Consider the following 21,978-nt stretch of genomic DNA (forward strand, 5'->3'; position numbering starts at 1 on the left):
CTACGCGCTCTCGGTTCGGACGAAGCGCACCTTGAGCGCGTCCCACCAGCGCTGCGGGCTGAAGAACACCGCCAGCGCGAGCACCACGTGGACCACGATGAACGCGTACGCCTCGTACTTGGTCGGAGGGTGGCCGAGGAACACGGTCATGTGCGAGGCCCAGTCCCACACTTCGGGAATGGTGGCGTAGGCGGGGTCGGTGTGGTCGTTGACGGTGAGGAAGGCGAGGTCCTCCAGCCCCGACAGCATCAGCAGCAGCATGCCGAAGGCCAGCCTGCGCACCAGCGCCGCCGTGCCGCCGCCCAGCCGGAAGGCCAGCACCATCGACAGGATGAGGAACGGCGTCACCGTGAGCACGTGGTAGTACAGCCCGTAGTACGCCTCCCTCGTGCCGGCCTCCACCCCGCCGAAGAAGAAGATCTTCGGGACGAAGTAGAGGAAATACAGCAGGAAGGCCGGCGGCACCAGGAAGAGCACGAGCCTGATCCGCTTGGCCCACTCCACGTCGAGCCTGGCGATGGCCTCGGTGGCGAAGACGAACGGCAGCAGCTTCACCAGGAAGATCCCCAGCGACTTCACCTCCCGGTCGTGGGGCAGGCCGAACCACACGAACGCCGCGGCGGCGACCGCCAGCGCGGCGAATATCACGAAGCCGAGCGGCTTACGGGGAGTCATGCTGAACCTTTCACATCGGGCTCGATCTCGAATCGAAGAGTGCGCAGGGCCCGGTCGAGCGCGTCCTCGAGCTGCTTCCGCGTGTCGGAGACCATGACCAGGTAGCCGAGCTTGTTCCCGGCCTGCGTGTAGGCGCGCACGTGGTCACCGGGCGCCTTGAACACCTGCACGTCCGCCACCTCAGGAATCCGCTTGAGCGCGTCCAGCCCCTCGACGGCGGTGAGCACGCCGTCGGACGCCGCGGCGAGGATGCGCAGCGCGGCGGTGCGCCGGTGCGTGACGTCGATGGTCAGCGGCTCGCCCAGCGCCAGCCGGATGGCCGCCTCGACCGTGTTCAGTCCGAACGCGTGCCGCACCATCAGCGGCATGCCGTTGCCGCCCAGCCGGGCGCCCATCTCAATGAAGTAGAGGTCGCCGCCCGGCGTGAGCACGAGGTCGAAGTTGACCGGGCCCTGCCGGTGGCCGACCTCGGCGCAGATGGCGGTGACGGCCTCGCTCAGCCGCGCGTGCGCGGACTCGTCGAGGTCGGCGGGCACCACATGGGCCAGGCTGATCATCGCGGGCGGGCCGGTGATGATGCGGTCGGTGACCGCCATGAACGCCAGGCGGCCATCGGCGAAGAACGACTCCACCGCGCCGTGCCGGCCCTCGATCAGCTCCTCCAGGATCACCTGCCGGGAGAAGGAGTGTTTCCAGGCGTGCTCGATCGCGCCCACCAGGTTGGCCGGGCCGTCCAGCACGGTGATGCCCTTGCTGCCCGACGAGTCGGCCGGTTTGACGATCAGCGGGTAGCCCAGCTCAGCAGCCGCCCTGGTCAGCTCCTCGACGCTGTTGTGCTGCGCATAGCGGTACGCGGGCAACCCCAGCCGGTCGATCACCTCGCGGAAGTAGCCCTTGTCCACGGAGCACCGCAGCGCGCCGGGCGCGGTTCTGTGGGCGGTGCGGTAGATCCGGCTCAGCTCGGCCACCGACTCCTGGGCCGCGTCGCTGGCCGGGGAGATGACGGCCGCGACGTCGATCGGGCCCAAGGCGCGGGCGATGCCCTCTGGATCTCTGCTGGTCATGCAGAGGAACTGGTCGGCCTCGGCGGCGCCGAGCGCGTCGGGGCGCTGATCCACGCCGATCACCCGGTAGCCGAGCCTGCGGCCCTCCCGGTAGGCGGGGATCTGATCCTCGCCCCCGCCGAGCACGATGAGGTTTCTCAACTGGCGTTCTCCCAGACTTCGGCGACGACAAAGGGGGTCTCATAGCCGTACAGGGCCTCATCCGCGCGAATCGGGATGTTGGCCTCGCGGATCTGATAGCGCGGCACGCTGATCGCCTGCACGCGCATCACGCGTACGAGATAGCGCGCCACCAGCGCCAGCAGGACGAGCGTGACCAGGGCGGTGACCAGACTCGCCACGCCGATCAGGTAGAGGCCGATCTGCCCGGAGAGCGCCAGCGCCAGGATCGCCACGCTCCCCGCCACCACCGCCCCGGCCAGGCCGATCAGCCAGGTCAGCGGCCGGAACGAGAACCCGACGAACAGCTCGATGGCGTGCGAGAACAGCTTGCGCAGATTCCACTTGCCGGTGCCGCCCACCCGCGGCCGGTGCGTGGTGCGCAGCGTGGTGTAGCGAGCGCCGATCAGCGGGATGGTGGCGATGAAGTACGGCGTGGACAGCCTGCTGTCCGCCACCTTCCGCGCCACGCTGGTCCTGACGAGCCTGAACACCGACGCGCCGGTCGGCAGCTCGATCCCGAGCCAGCGCTGGGCGATCATCTGGTGCGCCCAGGTGCCGAGGCGCCGGTACCACCGGTCCTGGCGGTTCTCGCGCACGGCGAAGACCACGTCGTACCCCTCGAGCGCCTTCTCCACCAGGCGGTGCAGCTCGTGCGGAGGCGACTGCAGGTCCGCGTCGAACTGCACCGTCCACGGCTTGGACGCGTACTTGAATCCGGCGGAGAAGGCCGCCTCCAGGCCGAAGTTCCTGGCGAAGGAGAGGTATTTCACCCGCGGTTCCGCGGCCGCGAAGCGCTTGATCGCGTCCAGCGTCCCGTCGGTGCTGCCGTCGTCGATGAACAGCAGCTCGACGTCTTCGTACCTCTCGAGCTCGGCCCGGATCTCCTGGTAGGCGCGCTCGACGCAGTCGATCTCGTTGTAGCACGGGATCATCGCGGTGATGCCGAGGGGCGGCATGCGGACCGTGCCCGCATGCGCGCCCGTCGGGGGCATGGTGTCCGACATCGCGTCAGTCGAACATCGCCTGCATGGTCTCGTGAGTGGCCTCCTTCTTGGCGTCCGACTCACTGCCCCAGCAGGTGTTGAGGATGATGCGGGTCCTGTCGGCGTTCAGCGGGATCGTGCGGTGCAGAGTGGTGTCCGAGCGCAGGAAGTACAGGTCGCCGGTGACGTGCCCCCACGTCTTGATGGGGTGCTCCTGGAGGTACTCCTCGACGCGCGGGTCCGCCTTGTTCCAGTCGGTGTGCGGGATGGTCTGAAGCTGACCGCCGTACTTGGCCTCGGGCGCCTCGATGATCCAGATCACCGTGAAGCTGAAGTCGCCCCAGTGCCAGCCGTGGGTGTCGCCCTTCTTGTGCTGGCGGATGGCGATGTACTTCTCCTCCTCCCACGGGCACTGCACGACCGGCTGGGCCGCCAGCCGCGACAGGAAGTCCATGAGCGCCTGCGACTCGTAGATGGCCGGGATCAGCTCGCTGTCCTTGGCGATGGCCTGCTGGCTGATCGTGCTCATGTAGCGGGGTGAGTTGCCGGTCTCCGCGAGATGGATGTCGATCCGCTTCTCATGCAGATCGAGCAGCCGGTGCACCTCGTCGCTGGTCTCTTGGAACAGCGACTGCGGGACCAGCCCGGGCAGCTTCACGTAGCCCTCGCGCCGGTAGTGCTGCGACAGCTTGCGTACGACGTGGTCGTCCGCGTACGCCGTCTTCAGGTGCTCGGCGAGACGCTGGTCAATCGATTCCTTCAACGACATCTGACGTGTGCCTTTCTCTGTGAAGGGGTGAACCAGCGGAAAGCACGCGATCTCCGGAGGCATCGAGTACTTTCACGATCTTGACCTTGCCGTTGGCCTCCGGGAGGATCCGCGGCGCCTGCCGCACAGCGATCTCCAGGTCGGGCGCCTTGCGGCGGAGGGCGTCCGTGATGTCGGCCGTGACGCCGCCGCGGGCGCCCGCGGCCAGCACGACCACCACCTCGATCGTCCCCGGCCGGTGCTGGAGCAGCTGCATCCGGATCACCTCGGGAAACTCCTGGACGACGTAGGTGAGGAAATCGCCGTAGTAACGCCTGCCGTCGGCGGCGGCGATGCGGTCCTGGCTGCGGCCCAGCACCTCGCGCACGATCGGCGTCCCGGTCGTGCCGCAGCGGCAGTCGCCGGCGGTGATCCGCACCCGGTCGCCGAGCCGGTAGCGGATCAGCGGCATGGCCCGGCCGCGCAGCCTGGTGATGAGGATCTCGCCCTCGCCGTCCTCGACCGAGACGCCGCCGTCCTCGTGTTCGACCTCGACGACCAGGTCGGACGTGCGCAGGTGCAGGTTGCCGGCCGGGCAGGTACGGGCGATGGTGAACGTCTCGACGCAGGCGTAAACCTCGTGATGGGTGGCCCCGAAGTAGTCGAGGATGTACGCGCGAGCGGCCGGGGTGAGCCGTTCTCCCCCGAACATCACGGTCCTGACGCCGTCGTAGGCGATGCCGCGCCGCCGCAGCTCGTCCACCACACTGGCGATGATGTTGGGCAGCCCCATGAGGTACGTGGGCCGGGCCGCCAGGAAGGCCTCCACCTGCTCGTCCAGCGGCCGGTCGGTGGGGACGTGGAAGCTCCGCCCCACACCCAGGCGTTCGAGCGGATGGCGCAGAAACGAGCTGACCCGGAAGTAGGCGATCCTGTCGGTGGGCCGCAGCCCCGTGGCGAGCATGTCCTGCAAGTAGGTGGCGCGCAGATACCCCAGGTCGCGCTCGGAGTTGCGGATCGTGGCCGGGATGCCGGAGGAGCCGCTGGTCGTGGCGGCGCGGGTGTTGGCGGCGGTGAATCCGGCCGCGAGCAGGTCAGTCCCGCCGTTGTGCACGTCCATGCGGTCCAGGACCGGGAATCCGGCCAGGTCGTGTGCGGTGCGCAGGCTCTCGACGCGGGCGCGGTCGAACACGCGCCGGTAGTAGGGGACGCGGGCGTAGGCGTACCGTACGAGGGCGCCCAGCCGCTGGGCTTGGAGCCGCTGCTGCGCCGCATGCTCGAGGCGTTCCTGCCGGCGGACGCGGGCCAGGTGGTAGGCGACCGGCACGAGGTTGACCGAGGAGCGCAGCCTGCTCACGATGCCACCTCGCGCAAGATGGGCGTGCCGTGCTCGGGGCAGTGCTGCACGCCGAGGTGGGCGGTGCCGGGCACCGAGATGCCCGCCAGCGTCGGCCGGCGCCGCCGCAGCAGGGTGAGCAGGGGGCCCGACGGACTCTGGCGGGCGTGGACGCGCCGCCAGTTCAGGTGCACGTGCCCGCAGGTCCGGTAGCGGCCTCCGAGATAGCCGAGGCGTGGGTCATGCACGACCTCTCCATGCCGGGAGTCGCGGGTGCCGAGGTCCGTCAGGGACCGGCGGAGGAACACGCGCGCCCGGCCGGGATGGGCGGGCAGCGCGGCGATCTGGGCCGGATCGCCCAACAGCGCGGGTTCGCGGGCGGCGTGGAAGGCCCGCACGCCGGCCGCTCGCAGCTCGGGGTCCGCGACCTCCGCGTCCGCGCCGAGCACGACGTGGTAGCGCGCCCTGCCGATCCGCTCCCAGTCCAGCAGGGCCCTGCGCACCTCGAACAGCGGCTCGCCCCGGTAGTCGCCGGTCAGCTTCAGCGCCTCCATCAGCTCGCCCGGCTCGCCGGTCCAGCCGGGCTCCTCCCGCTGCCGCTCGTACGGCCTGGCCAGCGGGTAGAGCCTGTCCAGCACAGCGTCCAGTCGCGCCACCGGCGTCACCACCGGCTCCTCCAGCGGGGCGCCCGCCTCCGCCCACATCTCGCGGTAGTACGGCACGGTCGCGAACGCCCGCGCCACCGCTGCCTGGAACCGCTGGTCCCAGGCCCGTTGCGAGAATCTCCGCGCGCTCATTCAGCAGAACGTGTTCTGGTCGTGGACCAGCAGCCACCGCTCGCCGGCCCGCGCGAAGTAGAGGGTCAGGTAGTACGTCTTCTGGTACGGCTTCCCCTCCGGATCCAGGTCGTCGTACACCACCGACAGCACCACGAACGCGGAATCCCCCGCCGTCTCCGTCCGCACCGTCTCGGTCCGCATGGACCAGTCGGGGTCGCCGAACCAGCTCGCGTGGAACTCGGCGATCGCGTCCTTGCCGCGGAGAAGCGTGCCGTTCGGCAGGATCAGCGTGGCGTCCTGGTGGAGGGTTTCCAGAAACGTGTCCAGGTCGCGTGCCTCGATGGCCTTCAGATGCGCGTCGAGCGCCTGTGAGAACTCCATTAGTCGTGCCCTTCGGATATCAGGTGTGTCACCACGCGGCGATCACTGCGGATTGGGGGATGAGCTCGCATCCGAACCGCTGCTTGAGCTCGGCCATGCCCTTGCCGAACTCACACCCTTCGCGGCCGTGCTCGATCATGTAGGCGATCTCGCGCAAGTAGAGGTCGAAGTAGAGGTTGCGGCGGCCGCCGTCCCTGACCTCCAGCGCGCCGGTGACCGTGGTGACCAGCCGCCGGCCGTCGTCGAAGGTGAGGTCGAAGGCGAGCAGCCGATCCCCGTCGAGGTGGCCGAAGTAGCGCACCTCGGACTCGCCACTGAGCGCACGGAAGTAGCGGGCGGGCAGGGGCGGGTCGAAGCGGCCGTGCTTGCGCAGTGTGGCCTGGGCCAGCGCGCTCGCCTGTACGGGGTCGATCTCGCTCACGCCGGCGAGCACCCGCGTTCCCTCGGCGGCCTCGGCGTGGATCTTCCGTAGCCGGCGCCGCCGGTCGCGCGGCAGGTCGCCGAAGTACGCGTCCATGTCGGGCCAGCGGTTGCGCAGCAGGGTGTTGGGCGCGGTGGCGAACCGGGGCCGGAGCCTGCGGCCCACCATCGGCAGCAGATCGTCGGTGATCTGCCGGTAGAGGATGCCCAGGCAGTGCCTGCCCAGCCGGCGCCGGAGCGCCTTCTCGAACGCGTCGAGCGCGGCGGCCCTGCCCTTCGCGGACAGCTCGGTGGCGAACGCGAAGCCGCTGGTGAAGCCGATGAGCAGGCGGCAGTTGAACCACCCGGTCAGCGGCAGCCTCCCCAGGTCGGCGTACCTGCCTTTGCTGGGCGGCAACCTGGTGACCTCCCCGCTGAACAGGGCGATCACCTGGCCCCCGTCACGCACGACCCCCAGCCGGACCGGCCGGGTGGAGCACCAGGCGACGGCGGTGAGCGCGTCCGCCTGCCAGGCCGCGATCAGGCCCTCCCGCTTGCGGAAGAGCTCCCAGTCGGCGGGCACCGGCTCCACTGTGGGGTCGATGATCTCAGCACGCATCGGCTTCATCCGGCCTGAGCTGGGCGAGCACCCGTGCACGCAGCGGGCGCTCGCCGTGGTCGCGGTAGGCGCGGACGGCCGCGACGAGTGCGTCCCGGCCGAAGATCTCCGTCAGCCGCCTCAGCGGTGGTCCCGACTCGGTGCCGAACAGCGTCAGATAGAGCGTTCTGTACGACCCGCGGTCCCAGCGTTCGGGCAGGTCTCCGTCGGGGAGCAGCCCCTCGGGCGCGGCCGCCGCGGTCCGGTCGATCCAGCGGGGGCCGTGGGAGGCCAGCCACGCGTGGGCGTGCCGCACCCGCTCGGCGGCGGCCGGGCCGAGAATGGCGGTGACGCGCTCGACGTCATAGCAGCAGCTCTGGAGCAGCCCGAGCACACGCCGCATCCCGGGCAGCGCGACGTTCTCGTCGCCCTCGTCGGTGATGAGGCCGTGGAGCACGGCGGCCCGCCGGTCGCCCGCCCGCGCCTTGGCCAGGAACCGGTCATAGGCGTCGTAGTACGAGACGAAGGCGGGGAAGTCCAGGCCGATGCGGAAGTCGGACAGGCAGTTGGGCCTGCCGTACAGGAAGAGGATCAGCTGGGGCGGCATCACCCGCATGAGATCGCTGAGCGTCAGGCCGCCGCCGCGCGAGCCGGAGATCTTGCCACGCTCGCCGGACTGGCGGACCAGGCCGTACGGCACGATCACCGGCTGGTGCGCGCGCAGATATTCGCGGTAGATCACCCTGGTGCGGTCCATCGTGCTGCCCGCGCTGCAGTGGTCCTGTCCCGCGGGTTCGCAGTCGATGCCCTCGTGGGTGACGCGCAGCGTCCAGTCGAGCGCCCATGCCGGCTTCACCAGTTCGATGCGCCGGGTGGTGGTCAGGGCGCCGCAGGAGTCGCAGGCGTAGCGCACCCGGTCTCGGCCGAGCTCGAGATTGCGCGTGGTGCCCCGGCCGCACTGCTCGCAGTAGACGCTGAACAGGTGCTCGGGAGCCTGCCCGAGCAGCTTGCCGAGCTTGCCCGCGCCGCGCAGGTAGCGGCTCTGGAGCAGCACGTAGGTGCCGGCGAGATAGCGCTCGTGCTGGTAGTGGGTCTGCCAGGCGGCGTCGGCCGGAGTGCGGCCGTCGGCGTCGGCCTCGGCCGGGCAGATGCCCATGCGCTTCAGTTCGGCGATGTAGCGTCGGCAGATCCGCGTGCTGCGCTCGGTGGCGGCGCCCAGCGGGCGCGCGCCGTACCCGGCCAGCTCGGGCTGGCGGGCGGCCTGGCTCGGCCGGATGGGGTCGTAGTCGTCGAAGCTGAGCAGGATCAGCGAGTCCTGCCCGAGCCTGCGCAGCGCCCGGTGAATCAGGTAGGCGCACGCCGTGTCGCGGAAGTTGCCGACGTGGAAGCGGCCGCTCGGCGACATGCTGGTCTGGATCACCACTCGTCGCCCGGGACCGTGCCGCTCGATCAGGCGCTGAGCGTAGTCGTAGGCCCAATGTGGATGAGAACGGTCCTGTTTGAACAGGTCGGCATAGCCGACCTCGGCAGTAGAGGTCATGCGCGCTTGCTCCTAGGAGGCGGAGGCCGCACCGGCCAGGTTCTCGGCGCTCCAAAGCTGCGGGTGCTCGTGGAACCAGGCGATGGTCTGCCGCAGCCCTTCCTCGATCGGCGTGCGCGGCGTCCAGCCCAGCCGGGTCTTGGCGAGCGTGATGTCAGGACGGCGGATCTCGGGATCGTCCTGCGGGCGCGGCACGAACGTGATCTCCGACGTGGAGCCGGTGAGCTCCCTGATCCACTCGGCCAGCGCGAGCACGGAGATCTCGTGCGGGTTGCCGATGTTGACCGGGCCGTCCATATCGGAGTTGAACACCCGGAAGACGCCCTCGATCAGGTCGTCCACGTAGCAGATGGACCGGGTCTGGCTGCCGTCCCCCGACACCGTGATCGGCTCGTGGAGCAGCGACTGCCTGATGAACGTCGGGATCGCCCGGCCGTCGAAGGGCCGCATCCTGGGCCCGAACGTGTTGAAGATCCGCAGTATCGCGGTGTCGACGCCGCAGGCCCGCCGGTAGGCCATGGTCATGGCCTCGGCGAAGCGTTTGGCCTCGTCGTAGACGCCGCGCGGGCCGACCGGGTTCACATTGCCCCAGTAGGTCTCCGGCTGCGGGTGGACGAGCGGGTCGCCGTACGTCTCGGAGGTGGAGGCCAGGACGAACCGGGCGCCCTTCTCCTTGGCCAGCTCAAGGGCGTTGAACGTGCCGCTGGAGCCGACCCGCAGCGTGTCGATGGGCAGCCGGAGGTAGTCCGTGGGTGAGGCGGGCGAGGCGAAGTGGAGCACGGCGTCCAGCGCGCCCGGGACGACCAGGTGCTGGGACACGTCCGTGCGGATGAGGCGGAAGTGGTCGTCGGGCATGAGATGTTCGACATTGGCGACGGAGCCGGTGAGAAAGTTGTCCACGCAGACAATGTCGTAGCCCTCGCCGAGAAAACGTTCACAAAGGTGAGAGCCGAGAAATCCAGCACCGCCGGTAATGGCCACAGCGGGGCGTCTCATATGTCATCCCCGCCGTCCTGGCCAGCATTGACGGCAGCATTGAACAGCACGCTATGTTCCCCCGCTTTACTCGTACGACGCAGCCGATCGGGCGTGCGTCCCCCGTGGTAAAGACATGAGCTGACGACGCTTTGCGAAGCGCTCGAAGAATCCCCCGTAAAACCTTCCGGCAGAGTATGACGCTCACAACGCCAGCGTCAATCATCTTTTTTGACGACAAACTATCGACGCGAAGGTCATATCTGGACACGGCAGGACAAAGCCGCTTCACACGACTTTTGGCGAAATGGCAATAACGGACGTCCGAAATTAGCCTGGCCTGCGCTTCCGGGCGTGATGTCACAATAAGTTTCTCGACACCGCTTTCCGTAAAGGTTTACGCAGCGTCGGGCCCTCTGCTGTGGAGCGCCGGACGGTGCGTCATCGCGGCCAAGGAGGACCCGCAGGCCGCGGGGGCACGCCCTGCTACGTCCACTCTTGGCGGGTCAGGAACGAGCGGTCGCCGGTGGCGTACTCGTTGAACGCCTGGCGCACCTCCGCCAGCTCCGGCACCATCGTGCGGATGAGCGTGCCCTCTTTGTACTCCAGCTCGTAGCCGGGCGAGACCTGCAGGAAGTGCCGGCCGAAGTTGACCAGGGCGACGAACGGGTTCTGCGTGGACAGCGTGCCGAGCACGTCGTGCACCAGGGCCAGGTCCGGGTCGAGCACGATCATCCCGTCGCCCGAATGCAGTTGCATGCCCTCATAGACGCCCAGTGGCGCCACGTTGTGCACCAGGTCGCGTTGCGGGTCGTAGCAGACCAGCCCGTGTGCCCGCGCGATCGTGAACACCTGCGCGGACATCTCGTCCATGGTGTCCAGGTCCATCGTCACCAGCACGTGTCCCGGATAGAGCGTGACCTTCCCGGGCAGCTCCTTGGCCACGTCAGGCACGTCCCCGGTCACCGGCTCGGTCCTCTTGACCGCCAGATAGGTGGCGCGGGCCTGGTCCCTGGTGATCGGCACCGGCTCGTCCCAGACCATCAACTCAACGCTCATCGGTCCATCTTGTCTGACCCGGACCCCGGCCGTGCGCACGGGGCACGACAACCTAGCTGGGCTTCACCGAATCCGGTACCAGCTCGGACGTGCAGCTGGCGCAGCGGCGGGCCTCGGCCGGGATGTCGCTGAGACATTCGGGACATTGCTTGGTCGCGGCGGCCTTGTCCCGGTGGAGCATGCTGATCAGCCGGGTCATCGGGGTCACGACGAGCCAGTACACGACGGCTGAGACCACCAGGAAGCTGAGCAGGTGGTTGAGGAAGTCGCCGTACTTGAACCTGCTGCCGTTGATCGTGAAGGAGTATTGGGCGAAGTCGGGCTGCCGGCCGCCGGTGATCGCGCCGATCAGCGGGGTGATCAGATCCGTGACGAGCGCCTGTACCAGCCCGCTGAAGGTGGCGCCGACGATCACCGCCACCGCGAGCTCGACGATGTTGCCGCGGAGTAAGAACTGTTTGAAGCCACTCATGAGGTCGGCACATTGCCGGGAACGCGTGCCGCAAACCCCGTGCGGAGCGATGCTGTGTGAGTGGGTCGCCTCCGATACCGCGCCGTCGGGGGCGGCCTGCCCATTCGGGGAGAGTAACGACGCGGTGAGCGTGGAAGGGAACAAGGTGGTCAATGGCGCCCGGGCTTGTCCGGTAGAGCGGGGGAACGGAACATGGGGAGAGACCGCAAGGGAGCCTCGATGATCGAGATCTGGCCGGGAGACCCCTATCCGCTCGGGGCCACGTACGACGGCGCGGGCACGAACTTCTCGCTCTACACCGAGGTCGCCGACAAGGTCGAGCTCTGCCTGTTCGACGAGGACAACGTCGAGTCCAGGGTGCCGCTCACGGAGGTGGACGGGTTCATCTGGCACGGCTACCTGCCGGGCATCGGCCCGGGCCAGCGGTACGGCTACCGCGTCCACGGGCCCTACGAGCCGGCGCGCGGCCTGCGGTGCAACCCGAACAAGCTGCTGCTCGATCCGTACGCCATGGCCATCGAGGGCGGCGTGACCTGGGACGAGGCGGTCTACGGCTACCGGTTCGGCCAGCCGGACACGCGCAACGACCGCGACTCGGCCCCGTACGTGCCGCGCTCCATCGTGATCAACCCGTTCTTCGGCTGGGGCCACGACCGGCCGCCCGCGACGCCGTACCACGACACCGTGATCTACGAGGCCCACGTGCGGGGGCTGACGATCAGCCATCCGAAGATCCCCAAGCACCTGCGCGGCACGTACGCGGCGCTGCACCACCCGGAGATCCTCGACCACCTGACCAAGCTCGGCGTGACGGCGCTGGAGCTGATGCCGGTGCACCAGTTCGTCACCGACCACATCCTGGAGCAGCGCGGCCTGTCCAACTACTGGGGCTACAACTCGATCGGCTTCTTCGCCCCGCACAACCGCTACTCCAGCCAGGGACAGCGCGGCGGGCAGGTGCTGGAGTTCAAGGCCATGGTGAGAGGGCTGCACGAGGCGGACATCGAGGTCATCCTCGACGTCGTCTACAACCACACCGCCGAGGGCAACCATCTGGGGCCCACGCTGGGGTTCAGGGCGATCGACAACCCCCGCTACTACCGGCTGGTCGAGAGCGACAAGCGCTACTACATGGACACCACGGGCACGGGCAACAGCCTGCTCATGCGCTCGCCGCACGTCCTTCAGATGATCATGGATTCGCTCCGTTACTGGGTCATCGAGATGCATGTCGACGGGTTCCGCTTCGACCTGGCCTCGACGCTGGCCAGGGAGCTGCACGAGGTGGACCGGCTGAGCACGTTCTTCGACCTGGTGCAGCAGGACCCGGTGCTGTCGCAGGTCAAGCTCATCGCCGAGCCGTGGGACGTCGGGCCAGGGGGCTACCAGGTCGGGAACTTCCCGTCCCGCTGGACGGAGTGGAACGGCCGCTACCGCGACACGATCCGGGACCTGTGGCGCGGGCAGCCGGCCACGCTGCCCGAGTTCGCGTCCAGGTTCACCGGGTCGAGCGACCTCTACCAGCACGACAGCCGCCGCCCCGCCGCCTCGATCAACTTCGTCACCTGCCACGACGGCTTCACCCTGCAGGACCTGGTCTCGTACAACCACAAGCACAACGAGGCCAACAAGGAGGGCAACCGCGACGGCACCGACGACAACAGGTCGTGGAACTGCGGTGAGGAGGGGCCCGCGGGCATCGCCGTCGAGTCGCTGCGCGAGCAGCAGAAACGCAACTTCCTCACCACGCTCTTCCTGTCGCAGGGCGTGCCGATGCTCTCGCACGGCGACGAGCTGGGCCGTACGCAGAAGGGCAACAACAACGGCTACTGCCAGGACAACGAGCTGACCTGGGTGGACTGGTCGGACGTGCGGCAGAACTGGCTGCTGCTGGAGTTCACGCAGAGCCTGGCGGCCCTGCGGAAGAAGCACCCGGTGTTCCGCCGCAGGAGGTTCTTCTACGGCAAGCCGGTACGCGGGCTGAACGACATCGCCTGGTTCACCCCCTCCGGGGAGGAGATGACCGACAAGGACTGGACCGTCGGGTACGCCAAGTCCCTGGCCGTCTTCCTCAACGGCGAGGCCATCACCGAGCCGGACCGGCGCGGCCGGCCGATCAGGGACGACTCGTTCCTGTTGCTGTTCAACGCCCATCACGACACGATCAAGTTCACGATCCCCAAGGAATTCGGCGAAATGTGGCACACAGAGATCGACACCGCCATGCCGATCAGGCTCGACGCGCGGATGTGCCGCGGCGGCGAGGCGATCGCGGTGCCCGGCCGCAGCGTACGGGTGCTGCGTCGTGTCTAGGCCGGCGTCCACGTATCGGGTGCAGCTGACCCCGGACTTCGGCTTCGCCCAGGTCGCCGAGATCGCCGGCTACCTGCGCGACCTCGGCGTGAGCCACGTCTACCTGTCGCCGATCCTGCAGTCGGTGCCGGAGTCGCGGCACGGCTACGACGTCACCGACCACTCCAGGATCAGGGAGGAGTTCGGCGGGGCCGCGGGCTTCCGGGAGATGGCGCAGCAGCTCGCCGCGCAGGACCTGGGCATCGTCGTGGACATCGTGCCGAACCACATGAACACGGTCAACGCCCAGTTCTGGTCGGTGCTGAAGGACGGGCCGGATTCGTCGTACGCGCACTGGTTCGACATCGACTGGGCCGGCGGGAAGGTCGCGCTGCCGGTGCTCGGGGACGACACGCCGCCCGTGGTCGACGGCGACGTGCTGCGCTACCACGAGCACGCCTTCCCCCACCCCGGGCACTACCGGCTGGTCGACTGGCGTGAGGGGCCGGGCTACCGGCGCTTCTTCGACGTGTCCACGCTGATCGGGCTGCGCGTGGAGGACCCCTCCGTGCTGTTCGCCACGCATGAGGTGATCTTCTGGCTGCTCGACGAGGGGCTGGTCGACGGGCTGCGTGTGGACCACCCCGACGGGCTGACCGATCCGCGCGGCTACCTCGAACGCCTACGCGCCCGGGCGGGCGAGACCTGGACGGTCGTCGAGAAGATCCTCATCGGGCCCGAGCGGCTGCCCGGCGACTGGCCCTGCGACGGCACCACCGGCTACGACGTGCTCAACCGCGTCAACGGCCTCTTCGTCGACCCGGCGGGCAGGGAGCCGCTCGTCCGGCTGTTCACCGGGCTGACCGGGCAGCCACCGGAATATCGTCCCGTGATGGCGCAGGCCAAGCGGGAGGTGCTGGAGCTGTTCTTCGGTCCCGAGGTCCACCGGCTCGCCAGGGCCACCTCGTGCGACCCGGCGGTGGTGCGCGAGCTGCTGGCCGCGATGCCGGTCTATCGCGCGTACGTGGTGCCGGGGGAGCCGCCGCCGCCCGAGTCCGTCGAGATCGTCGAGATGGCCGCCGAGGCCTGCTCGCCCGCCGTGCAACCGCTGGTCCGCGAGGTCCTGTACGGCTCCGCCGAGGCCATCGTGCGCTTCCAGCAGGCGTGCGGCCCCGTCATGGCCAAGGGCGTCGAGGACACGGCGCTCTACCGGTGGTATCCGCTGGCCTGCCTCAACGAGGTCGGCGGCGAGCCGGACGCGTTCGGGGTCTCGGTGGAGGACTTCCACGACTTCTGTGCCGAGATGCCGCCGTACACGATGACCACGCTGTCCACGCACGACACCAAACGCTCCGAGGACGTGCGGGCCCGGCTGTCGGTGCTCTCGGAGCTGCCGGAGGAGTGGGCCGCGGCGGTGTCGCAGTGGTCGGCCGCCGTGCGCTTCGACCCTCACCTGGACTATCTGGCCTGGCAGAACCTCATGGCCGCGTGGCCGATCTCCGCCGAGCGGTTCACGGATTACCTGCTCAAGGCGGCCCGCGAGGCGAAAACCACCATTTCCTGGATAAATCCGGATCCGTCCTATGAGCGCGGGCTGCGGGACTTCGCCGAAGCCGCCGTCCGGCTGCCGATCGGGAAGTTCACCGAGCGGATCGAGCCCTTCGCGATGTCCAACTCGCTGGGCGCCAAGCTGGTGCAGCTCATGATGCCCGGGGTGCCGGACGTCTACCAGGGCAACGAGACCACCGACTTCTCGCTCGTCGACCCGGACAACCGGCGGCCGGTGTCGTACCCGCGCAAACCGGAGACCTCCTGGGACGCGGCCAAGCTGCTGGTGACCACCCAGGCGCTGCGGCTTCGCCGGCGGCTCGGGGGCGCGGCGCCGTACCTGCCGCTGCCGGCGGAAGGGGAGGCGGCCGGGCACGTGATCGCCTTCGCCCGCGGGAACGCCGCCGACATCCGCGACCGGCCGCAGGCTGTCGCCGTCGCCACCCGGCTCCCAGTGCGCCTGGCCAGGACGGGCTGGGGCGCCACGACCTTAACGCTGCCCTCGGGGACATGGCGGGACCTGCTCACCGGCGATCTCTACACCGGCCGGATCCCGCTGGCACACCTGCTCCATCAGTATCCGGTCTCACTCCTGGAGAGACATGATCTTTGAGGTCTGGGCACCGAAGGCCACGGCAGTAGAGGTGGAGATCCTGGGCGGGCGCCGGGTGATGTCTCCCGGTGCGGGAGGGTGGTGGTCGGCCGAAGTGGCGGGGGCCGGGCACGGCACCACGTACGCCTTCCTGGTCGACGGGGGCGGCCCGTACCCGGACCCCCGCTCACGGCGGCAGCCGGAGGGGATCTTCGGCCCGAGCGCCGTGTACGAGCACGCCCGCTTCACCTGGTCCGACCACGATTGGAAGGGCCGCGACCTGCGCGGGGCGGTGATCTACGAGCTGCACGTCGGGACGTTCACGTCTGAGGGGACGTTCCAGGCGGCGATCGAGAAGCTGCCCCACCTCGTCGAACTCTGCGTCGACTTCGTGGAGATCATGCCCGTGGCTCCCGTTCCCGGCGGGCGGAACTGGGGGTATGACGGGGTGGATCTGTACGCGGTCAACGAGACGTACGGAGGGCCGGACGGGCTGAAGTCGTTCGTGGACGCATGCCATCGGGCCGGGATCGGCGTGATCCTGGACGTCGTCTACAACCATCTGGGGCCGTCGGGGAACTTCCTGCATCCGTTCGGGCCGTACTTCGCCGGGTTCAAGGGCAGTTACTGGGGCGACGCGGTCAACCTGGACGGGCCGGGCTCCGACGAGGTGCGGCGTTACCTCATCGGCAACGCGATGCAGTGGCTGCGCGACTACCACATCGACGGGCTGCGGCTGGACGCCGTGCACGCGCTGCACGACAGCCGCGCCAAGCACCTGCTGGCCGAGCTGTCGGAGGAGGCCGACGCGCTGGCCTGCGCGGTCGGCCGGCCGCTGTCGCTGATCGCCGAGTCCGACCTCAACGACCCGCGCACGGTACGCCCGCTGGAGGCCGGCGGGCTGGGCATGACCGCCCAGTGGAACGACGACGTCCACCACGCCCTGCACTGCGCGGTGAGCGGGGAGAGCCACGGCTACTACGCGGACTTCGCCGGCCTGTCCGCGCTGGCGAAGGTGCTGACGGGCGGCGTGCTGCACGACGGGAGCCATTCGAGCTTCCGCGGGCGCGCGCACGGACGGTCCTTCGCGGGCGTGCCCGGCCACCGGCTGGTGGCCTGCCTGCAGAACCACGACCAGATCGGCAACCGGCCGGCGGGCGACCGGCTGCCCATCCCGGCGCTCAAACTCGGCGCCGGCCTGCTGCTGACCTCGCCGTTCACGCCGATGCTCTTCATGGGCGAGGAGTGGGGGGCGCGTACGCCGTTCCTGTTCTTCTCCGATCACGTGGAACCGGAGCTGCGCGAGAGCGAGGGGGTGCGGAGGGAGCGGGAGTTCGAGGGATTCGGGTACGCGTGGGAGGCGCCCGATCCGTCGGAGGAGGAGACGTTCCTGCGCTCGAAGCTGGACTGGAGCGAGGTGAAGGAGGAGGCGCACTGGTCGCTGCTGTGCTGGTACCGCGACCTGACCGCGCTGCGCAAGGCGCTGCCCGAGCTGTCCGACCCGCGGCTGGACCGGGTGCGGGTGGAGGTGGATCCGCTGGGGAAGTGGCTGCTCATGTGGCGGGGGACGCTTGCCGTGAGCGTCAACTTCGCACAGGAGTCGGTGACGTTGCCGGTGGCCGCGGAGACGGTGCTGCTGGCCTCCGATGAACCTGTCGTGGTCGGTGCGGAGGGTTTGCGGCTACCTGGGCAGTCGATGGCGATCTGCCGCGCCGCCGGGTCCTGAATCCCGCCACACGCTGAACACCGCGTGCTGCCTCATCCACAGGGACGGCGCGATCTGAGGCGTTGTCCACAGAACCGGGTTCCATCCAACTCCGGCCGCGCGCGTTCTCCGATCCTGGGTGCCTCACCAACCGACGGGACCTCACCAACCGATGGGATCCGGATCACGGAGGCCACTCATGAAGATCGTCCTGCCCTTGCCTCGCGCGCTGACCTCCACGTTCGTCGTCGCCATGGAGCACCTGCCCTTCGATGTCGGGTCATTCGTGCCCTGGCGCGTCGGAGGGCCGCACAGGAAGGCCGCGATCAGCGCGATTCGCGGCGGGTCCCTGTCCGTGACCCACCACGCGTCCCCGTGGAGACCGGTCGGAGCCACGCTCACCGACGACGAGAGACGCCGCCTTCGGCGTACGAAGGGGCACCTCGTGGTGGCCACCACGGCGCCCCCATGCGAGCTCCCCGCCAACGTGCAGGTGGCGCGGGCGGTGGCCCGGGCGCTGGCCCGCGAATGCGACGGCGTCCTGATCGATCCCCTGACCGGCTCCGCCATTCTGACCTGCGGCAGATGCGCGGGCGAGCCCTCGGACTTCCGGCTCGGCGACGACTGGCTGGCCTGGGACCTCCAGGTCCACGACGCCGCGACCTGCCCGCCGTGGGACCCGGCCGACACGGCCGTGTGCGACTGCCTGCGCGTCACCTCGCGCGGCCTGCGCCGCTTCGCCCTGCCGGAGATCACCCTCGACGGCGCCGCCTGCGCCCACAACCTGTGCGCGACCAACCTCCTGCGCACCGTGGCCCACCGCCTGGTCACCGACCATCTGACCGACGTCGCCACCCATCCGGACGCCACCGAACGCCGGATCGACGACTTCCTCCGGATCCAGCCGTCGGACCGGCCCGACGGCGACGGCCTGCCGTTCGGCGTCCAGCTGACCCCCTATGACGCCGACGCCGGCGAGTTGGGCCGCACCGGCAGCATCCGCCGGCTGAAGGTCGGCCCCGTCCCCGGCACCGGCCAGATCACCTGCCTCAAGGTCGGGCCGCCCTCGGGTTTCACCGGCTCCCTGAACGATTGGCTGTGCGCTGCTCAGGGAGCCGGGCACACCACGCTGACGTCGATCGGTTGCCGCACGCCGGACCCGGCGCAAGTCCTGGCGGCCTGAGGGGGAGCCGTGCCTGTTTCAGGCACGTCAGCGGCTGAGGATCTGCCGCATGACCCGCTCCAGGGTGGCCGCCGGGTCCTGGCTGGGCTCCTGGGTGCGCCAGGCCACATATCCGTCAGGCCGGACCAGTACGGCGCCGCCCCCGCTGATGCCGTACCGCTCCCGGAAGCGTCCATCCACGTCCATCAGCTCCTCGTCCACCAGCAGCCGCGTCAGCCGCACGCCGAGCCGCTCCTTGACCAGGCGCCCCGCGTCCATCCACACCTGGCCCCCGTCCTTGTCGGCCAGCAGCACGAAACCGGAGCCGAACAGGTCGATGGTCGAGATGCGCTGTCCCTCCCAGTCGAGCACCACGTGCGGGGCACGGCTGCCGGGACGGCCGTTCGGCACGCGCGGGTCCTCCAGGATCGAGCCGTCGTCGCCGGGTTCATCCAGGATGGCGGTGGAGTGGTAGCGATATCCGATGAGGGCGCCCACCGGGTCCTCCAGGGGCTCCGGGTAGCCGACGCGGGCGGCAGGCGGCATGCGTACGCCGAGGTTGGCCAGCTGGGCGTCGGCCGTCAGCGTGCCGATCGGGCGGCGCTCGGCGTCGTAGGTGTCGAGGAAGTCGGGGCCGGCCTGGCCAGTGATCACCAGCCAGAGCCGCCAGGCGAGGTCGCAGCCGTCCTGGAGCGCCGTGCTGCCGCCCTGCCCGCCCGTGGGCGGCATGGTGTGGGCGGCGTCCCCGGCGAAGAACACCCGTCCTGCGCGGTAGGTGTCGGCCAGCATGTGCGCCATGGCGAACGTCGTCTTGTCCAGGATGCGCACGTCCAGGTCGGGGCGGCCGATCGCGATCCGTACCGACTCGACGCAGCGCTCCGTGGTGAAGCCGGCCTCGCTCTCGCCCTCGGCGAGGTTGACGCCGAGCACGTGCGCGCCCACGCCGGTGCCGGTCACGATCACGCCGGTGAAGACGTCGTTCTGCAGATACCAGAGGGTGACCTCGCGCTCGCGTACCAGCCCGGACAGGTCCGCGTCGAACATGATCGAGCACATCTGGCCCAGCTCGCCCTTGCCGGAGGTGGGCACGCCCAGGAGCCGCCGCAGCGAGCTGCGGTATCCGTCGGCGGCCACCACGTAGTCGGCCCGCACCAGGCGATCCTCACCGGCGGTGCGGATCCGCGCCGTCACCCCGTCCGCATCCTGCTCCAGCGAGACCAGCTCGGTGGAGAAGCGCAGGTCGGCGCCCAGCTCCTCGGCCTTGGCCCGCAGCACGCGCTCGATCTCGGCCTGGGGCGCGCCGACAGGCGCGGCGGGAGTGACGCCGGCCAGAAAGGCGAACTCTTCCTGCTCGTCGCTCATGATCATGTGCGGGTTCGGGTCGGTCAGGTCCTTGGCGATCGCGATGCGCATGTTGTCGCCGATGCCCACCCAGATGTCGCTCAGGGTCTGCTCGATGCCGGGCACGGGGCGCAGCAGCTCGACGGCTCGCGGGCCGACGCCGAACGCCTTGGGCTGGATCGAGGTGCCCGGGTGCCGTTCGACCAGCATGACCGGCACCTCGCGCCAGGCCAGGAGGGTGGCCGCGCTCAGCCCCGCGTATCCGCCGCCGACCACCAGGACCGGCACTCGCTCTCGCTCCATTGCTCTCCACCTCCGAAGACGCGTACTATCGCGTTATCGAACAACAAGATATGTCGCGTCTGTCGAGACAGTCAAGACATATCTCGACTTGTCCGAGGAGTGCAGGCCGACAGCCCCGAGCGCCCGTGCGCCCGAGGGTCCGACGTGGAATCCGTTACGGGAGGTGGCGTTCCAGGGACTCGATCTTGGACGTCATGCCGTCCGTGACTCCCGGCCGGACGTCGGCCTTCAGCACCAGGCTCACCCGGGGAGCGACCTCCGCCACCGCCTCCACGGCACGCTTGACCACGTCCATGACCTCGTCCCACTCGCCCTCGACGGTGGTGAACATCGCGTCCGTCCGGTTCGGCAGTCCGCTGGAGCGGACCACCTTGACGGCGCGGGCGACGGGTTCGGCGACGCCCTCGCCGACGCCCAGCGGGGTGATGGAGAATGCGACGATCACTGCGCGCCCCCTTGCGACGAAGGGCCCGGACTCTCCGCGCCCTCTCAGGATGGCGGGCGCGGACTCCGCGTGCCCTCTTGCGACGGCGAGTACGGGCTCTCCGCGCCCACGAACTTGGCCAGGAGCCGCTCCAACTGCTCCTGATCCTCCACGCTAAGCCCGCCGAAGATGCCGGCGCTCACCTGAGCCTGGAGGGTTTCGATCTTACCGAGCGCCTGCCGGCCCGCCTCCGTGAGCTCCAGCCGGAATCAGCAGCCGCACCCGAGCCGGTGCCAGGCCGGGCTGCTCACATGGGAGCCTGACATGCGAAAGCCACGACGCCGCCGAGCGCCGTGGCCACCGCTGAACATGCCGTCACGCGTGGTCGTGCTCTTCTTCCTCTTCCTCGCTGGGCCCCTCGGACGGCTCCACTCCGAGCACGGCCTCGCGGGGCTCGATCACCGTGATGTGGTCGACGAGGGACAGCACGTGGTCCGGCTCGATCAGCCACTGCAGCGCCGAGGCGCCGGTGTCGTCGGTATTGACCAGTTCGGCCTGCTCCGTGCGCTCCTCGTCGGTGAGGTCCGCGTCGGGATGCCGGATTTCGGCCAGCGCCGCCGCCTGCAACGCTTCCATGTCGAGCACTTCGACGGTCAGCTCAACCGTGAGGCGCAGGAATTTCGGTTCATCACTCATGGCGACGACTTTAGGGCAGCTTCCACTCGACAGGTGCGGTGCCTTGCTGGATGAGCAGCTCATTGGCCCGGCTGAACGGCCGCGAGCCGAAGAAGCCGCTGCGCGCCGACAGCGGGGAGGGGTGGGCGGACTCGATGCGCGGCACGTCACCGAGCATCGGGGCCAGGTTGCGCGCGTCGCGGCCCCACAGGATCGCCACCATCGGCTTGTCACGCGCCACCAGTGCGCGGATGGCCTGCTCGGTGACCTGTTCCCAGCCCTTGCCGCGGTGCGAGGCGGGCTTGCCGGGCATCACGGTGAGCACCCTGTTGAGCAGCAGCACGCCCTGCTCGGCCCACGGCGTCAGGTCGCCGTTGGCCGGCCGGGGGAGGCCGAGATCGGTCTCCATCTCCTTGTAGATGTTGACCAGGCTGCCCGGCAGTGGCCGCACCTCGGGGGCCACCGAGAACGACAGCCCGACCGGGTGGCCGGGTGTGGGGTAGGGATCTTGGCCCACGATCAGGACCTTGACCTCGTCGAAGGGCTGGTTGAACGCGCGGAGCACATGCGCGCCCGCGGGCAGGTATTGCCTGCCTTCGGCGATTTCCTTGCGCAGGAACTCGCCCATCTGGGAGATCTGCTCGGCGACGGGCTCCAGCGCTGTGGCCCATCCGGCTTCGACGACTTCGTTCAGGGGACGACCGGCCATGGCCGTTGAGCTTATCTAGGTCTGGTACGGCTTGTGGCCGAAACGTCACCGCAAGC

At 69.2% G+C, this 21,978-nt stretch carries 20 protein-coding genes; 4 read left to right on the plus strand and 16 right to left on the minus strand.

Going from position 1 to position 21,978, the window contains the following annotated elements; genetic code table 11:
* The 12 genes from ACTMTI_RS10205 to mscL form a co-directional block, all read right to left on the minus strand.
* Window positions 1–675, minus strand: coding sequence for a hypothetical protein (locus ACTMTI_RS10205; protein ID WP_441119845.1), 675 nt, complete (start codon window positions 673–675; stop codon window positions 1–3).
* On the minus strand, window positions 672–1,880 hold the full coding sequence (locus ACTMTI_RS10210) for an ATP-grasp domain-containing protein (protein WP_441119847.1): 1,209 nt from the start codon (window positions 1,878–1,880) through the stop codon (window positions 672–674). The genes ACTMTI_RS10205 and ACTMTI_RS10210 overlap by 4 nt, the downstream gene beginning before the upstream one ends.
* Window positions 1,877–2,905 (minus strand): glycosyltransferase family 2 protein, encoded by a 1,029-nt coding sequence (locus ACTMTI_RS10215; protein WP_441119849.1) that lies wholly within the window; start codon window positions 2,903–2,905, stop codon window positions 1,877–1,879. The genes ACTMTI_RS10210 and ACTMTI_RS10215 overlap by 4 nt, the downstream gene beginning before the upstream one ends.
* A gap of 4 nt (window positions 2,906–2,909) precedes the next feature.
* On the minus strand, window positions 2,910–3,653 hold the full coding sequence (locus ACTMTI_RS10220) for a HalD/BesD family halogenase (protein ID WP_441119851.1): 744 nt from the start codon (window positions 3,651–3,653) through the stop codon (window positions 2,910–2,912).
* Window positions 3,631–4,989: a phenylacetate--CoA ligase family protein gene (locus ACTMTI_RS10225; RefSeq protein WP_441119853.1), complete on the minus strand. Its 1,359-nt coding sequence runs from the start codon at window positions 4,987–4,989 to the stop codon at window positions 3,631–3,633. Before ACTMTI_RS10225 ends, ACTMTI_RS10220 begins: the two co-directional genes overlap by 23 nt.
* Window positions 4,986–5,765 carry a hypothetical protein gene (locus tag ACTMTI_RS10230; RefSeq protein ID WP_441119855.1) on the minus strand — a complete coding sequence of 260 codons (780 nt, stop codon included), beginning with the start codon at window positions 5,763–5,765 and terminating at the stop codon, window positions 4,986–4,988. Before ACTMTI_RS10230 ends, ACTMTI_RS10225 begins: the two co-directional genes overlap by 4 nt.
* Entirely contained in the window at window positions 5,766–6,128 is a 363-nt protein-coding gene (locus ACTMTI_RS10235) for a YybH family protein (RefSeq protein WP_441119857.1), read from the minus strand.
* Window positions 6,129–6,156: 28 nt separating this feature from the next.
* Complete coding sequence (locus ACTMTI_RS10240) at window positions 6,157–7,146, minus strand: GNAT family N-acetyltransferase (RefSeq protein ID WP_441119859.1); 990 nt, start codon at window positions 7,144–7,146, stop codon at window positions 6,157–6,159.
* Window positions 7,136–8,665: a hypothetical protein gene (locus tag ACTMTI_RS10245; RefSeq protein ID WP_441119861.1), complete on the minus strand. Its 1,530-nt coding sequence runs from the start codon at window positions 8,663–8,665 to the stop codon at window positions 7,136–7,138. The genes ACTMTI_RS10240 and ACTMTI_RS10245 overlap by 11 nt, the downstream gene beginning before the upstream one ends.
* 12 nt (window positions 8,666–8,677) lie before the next feature.
* Entirely contained in the window at window positions 8,678–9,661 is a 984-nt protein-coding gene (locus tag ACTMTI_RS10250; protein WP_441119863.1) for a UDP-glucuronic acid decarboxylase family protein, read from the minus strand.
* 465 nt (window positions 9,662–10,126) lie between these two features.
* Window positions 10,127–10,699 carry a hypothetical protein gene (locus ACTMTI_RS10255; protein WP_441119864.1) on the minus strand — a complete coding sequence of 191 codons (573 nt, stop codon included), beginning with the start codon at window positions 10,697–10,699 and terminating at the stop codon, window positions 10,127–10,129.
* 52 nt (window positions 10,700–10,751) lie between these two features.
* Window positions 10,752–11,171 carry a large conductance mechanosensitive channel protein MscL gene (mscL, locus tag ACTMTI_RS10260; protein WP_441119866.1) on the minus strand — a complete coding sequence of 140 codons (420 nt, stop codon included), beginning with the start codon at window positions 11,169–11,171 and terminating at the stop codon, window positions 10,752–10,754.
* Window positions 11,172–11,390: 219 nt separating this feature from the next.
* On the opposite strand from mscL, the gene glgX reads away from it, so the two are divergent.
* From glgX to ACTMTI_RS10280, 4 genes are all read left to right on the plus strand, one after another.
* Window positions 11,391–13,484: a glycogen debranching protein GlgX gene (glgX, locus tag ACTMTI_RS10265; RefSeq protein WP_441119867.1), complete on the plus strand. Its 2,094-nt coding sequence runs from the start codon at window positions 11,391–11,393 to the stop codon at window positions 13,482–13,484.
* Window positions 13,477–15,624, plus strand: a complete 2,148-nt coding sequence (treY, locus tag ACTMTI_RS10270; RefSeq protein WP_441119868.1) for a malto-oligosyltrehalose synthase — start codon at window positions 13,477–13,479, stop codon at window positions 15,622–15,624. Before glgX ends, treY begins: the two co-directional genes overlap by 8 nt.
* Window positions 15,614–17,329 carry a malto-oligosyltrehalose trehalohydrolase gene (gene treZ, locus ACTMTI_RS10275; protein WP_441119870.1) on the plus strand — a complete coding sequence of 572 codons (1,716 nt, stop codon included), beginning with the start codon at window positions 15,614–15,616 and terminating at the stop codon, window positions 17,327–17,329. The genes treY and treZ overlap by 11 nt, the downstream gene beginning before the upstream one ends.
* Before the next feature lie 178 nt (window positions 17,330–17,507).
* The gene (locus tag ACTMTI_RS10280; protein ID WP_441119872.1) at window positions 17,508–18,491 is read left to right on the plus strand and encodes a hypothetical protein; all 984 of its coding nucleotides are present in this window, start codon (window positions 17,508–17,510) and stop codon (window positions 18,489–18,491) included.
* Between the two features lie 27 nt (window positions 18,492–18,518).
* Here the strand turns inward: ACTMTI_RS10280 and ACTMTI_RS10285 are convergent, their stop codons facing one another.
* From ACTMTI_RS10285 to ACTMTI_RS10300, 4 genes are all read right to left on the minus strand, one after another.
* Window positions 18,519–20,114, minus strand: coding sequence for an FAD-dependent monooxygenase (locus tag ACTMTI_RS10285; RefSeq protein ID WP_441119873.1), 1,596 nt, complete (start codon window positions 20,112–20,114; stop codon window positions 18,519–18,521).
* Window positions 20,115–20,268: 154 nt separating this feature from the next.
* Entirely contained in the window at window positions 20,269–20,559 is a 291-nt protein-coding gene (locus ACTMTI_RS10290) for an MTH1187 family thiamine-binding protein (RefSeq protein WP_441119874.1), read from the minus strand.
* A gap of 354 nt (window positions 20,560–20,913) precedes the next feature.
* Window positions 20,914–21,234, minus strand: coding sequence for a hypothetical protein (locus ACTMTI_RS10295; protein ID WP_441119876.1), 321 nt, complete (start codon window positions 21,232–21,234; stop codon window positions 20,914–20,916).
* Between the two features lie 10 nt (window positions 21,235–21,244).
* Window positions 21,245–21,922, minus strand: a complete 678-nt coding sequence (locus tag ACTMTI_RS10300; RefSeq protein ID WP_441119878.1) for a uracil-DNA glycosylase — start codon at window positions 21,920–21,922, stop codon at window positions 21,245–21,247.
* Window positions 21,923–21,978 lie beyond the last annotated feature (56 nt).

It is taken from the genome of Nonomuraea sp. H19, assembly GCF_052068215.1.
In the GTDB taxonomy this organism is placed as follows: Bacteria; Actinomycetota; Actinomycetes; order Streptosporangiales; family Streptosporangiaceae; genus Nonomuraea.

Bases quoted from the DNA above. Each gene is read 5' to 3' on its own strand.
- ACTMTI_RS10205 (WP_441119845.1), bottom strand. From the start codon at position 675: ATGACTCCCCGTAAGCCGCTCGGCTTCGTGATATTCGCCGCGCTGGCG.
- ACTMTI_RS10215 (WP_441119849.1), bottom strand. From the start codon at position 2,905: ATGTCGGACACCATGCCCCCGACGGGCGCGCATGCGGGCACGGTCCGC.
- ACTMTI_RS10220 (WP_441119851.1), bottom strand. From the start codon at position 3,653: ATGTCGTTGAAGGAATCGATTGACCAGCGTCTCGCCGAGCACCTGAAG.
- ACTMTI_RS10230 (WP_441119855.1), bottom strand. From the start codon at position 5,765: ATGAGCGCGCGGAGATTCTCGCAACGGGCCTGGGACCAGCGGTTCCAG.
- ACTMTI_RS10235 (WP_441119857.1), bottom strand. From the start codon at position 6,128: ATGGAGTTCTCACAGGCGCTCGACGCGCATCTGAAGGCCATCGAGGCA.
- ACTMTI_RS10240 (WP_441119859.1), bottom strand. From the start codon at position 7,146: ATGCGTGCTGAGATCATCGACCCCACAGTGGAGCCGGTGCCCGCCGAC.
- ACTMTI_RS10245 (WP_441119861.1), bottom strand. From the start codon at position 8,665: ATGACCTCTACTGCCGAGGTCGGCTATGCCGACCTGTTCAAACAGGAC.
- ACTMTI_RS10250 (WP_441119863.1), bottom strand. From the start codon at position 9,661: ATGAGACGCCCCGCTGTGGCCATTACCGGCGGTGCTGGATTTCTCGGC.
- ACTMTI_RS10255 (WP_441119864.1), bottom strand. From the start codon at position 10,699: ATGAGCGTTGAGTTGATGGTCTGGGACGAGCCGGTGCCGATCACCAGG.
- mscL (WP_441119866.1), bottom strand. From the start codon at position 11,171: ATGAGTGGCTTCAAACAGTTCTTACTCCGCGGCAACATCGTCGAGCTC.
- glgX (WP_441119867.1), top strand. From the start codon at position 11,391: ATGATCGAGATCTGGCCGGGAGACCCCTATCCGCTCGGGGCCACGTAC.
- treZ (WP_441119870.1), top strand. From the start codon at position 15,614: ATGATCTTTGAGGTCTGGGCACCGAAGGCCACGGCAGTAGAGGTGGAG.
- ACTMTI_RS10280 (WP_441119872.1), top strand. From the start codon at position 17,508: ATGAAGATCGTCCTGCCCTTGCCTCGCGCGCTGACCTCCACGTTCGTC.
- ACTMTI_RS10285 (WP_441119873.1), bottom strand. From the start codon at position 20,114: ATGGAGCGAGAGCGAGTGCCGGTCCTGGTGGTCGGCGGCGGATACGCG.
- ACTMTI_RS10295 (WP_441119876.1), bottom strand. From the start codon at position 21,234: ATGAGTGATGAACCGAAATTCCTGCGCCTCACGGTTGAGCTGACCGTC.
- ACTMTI_RS10300 (WP_441119878.1), bottom strand. From the start codon at position 21,922: ATGGCCGGTCGTCCCCTGAACGAAGTCGTCGAAGCCGGATGGGCCACA.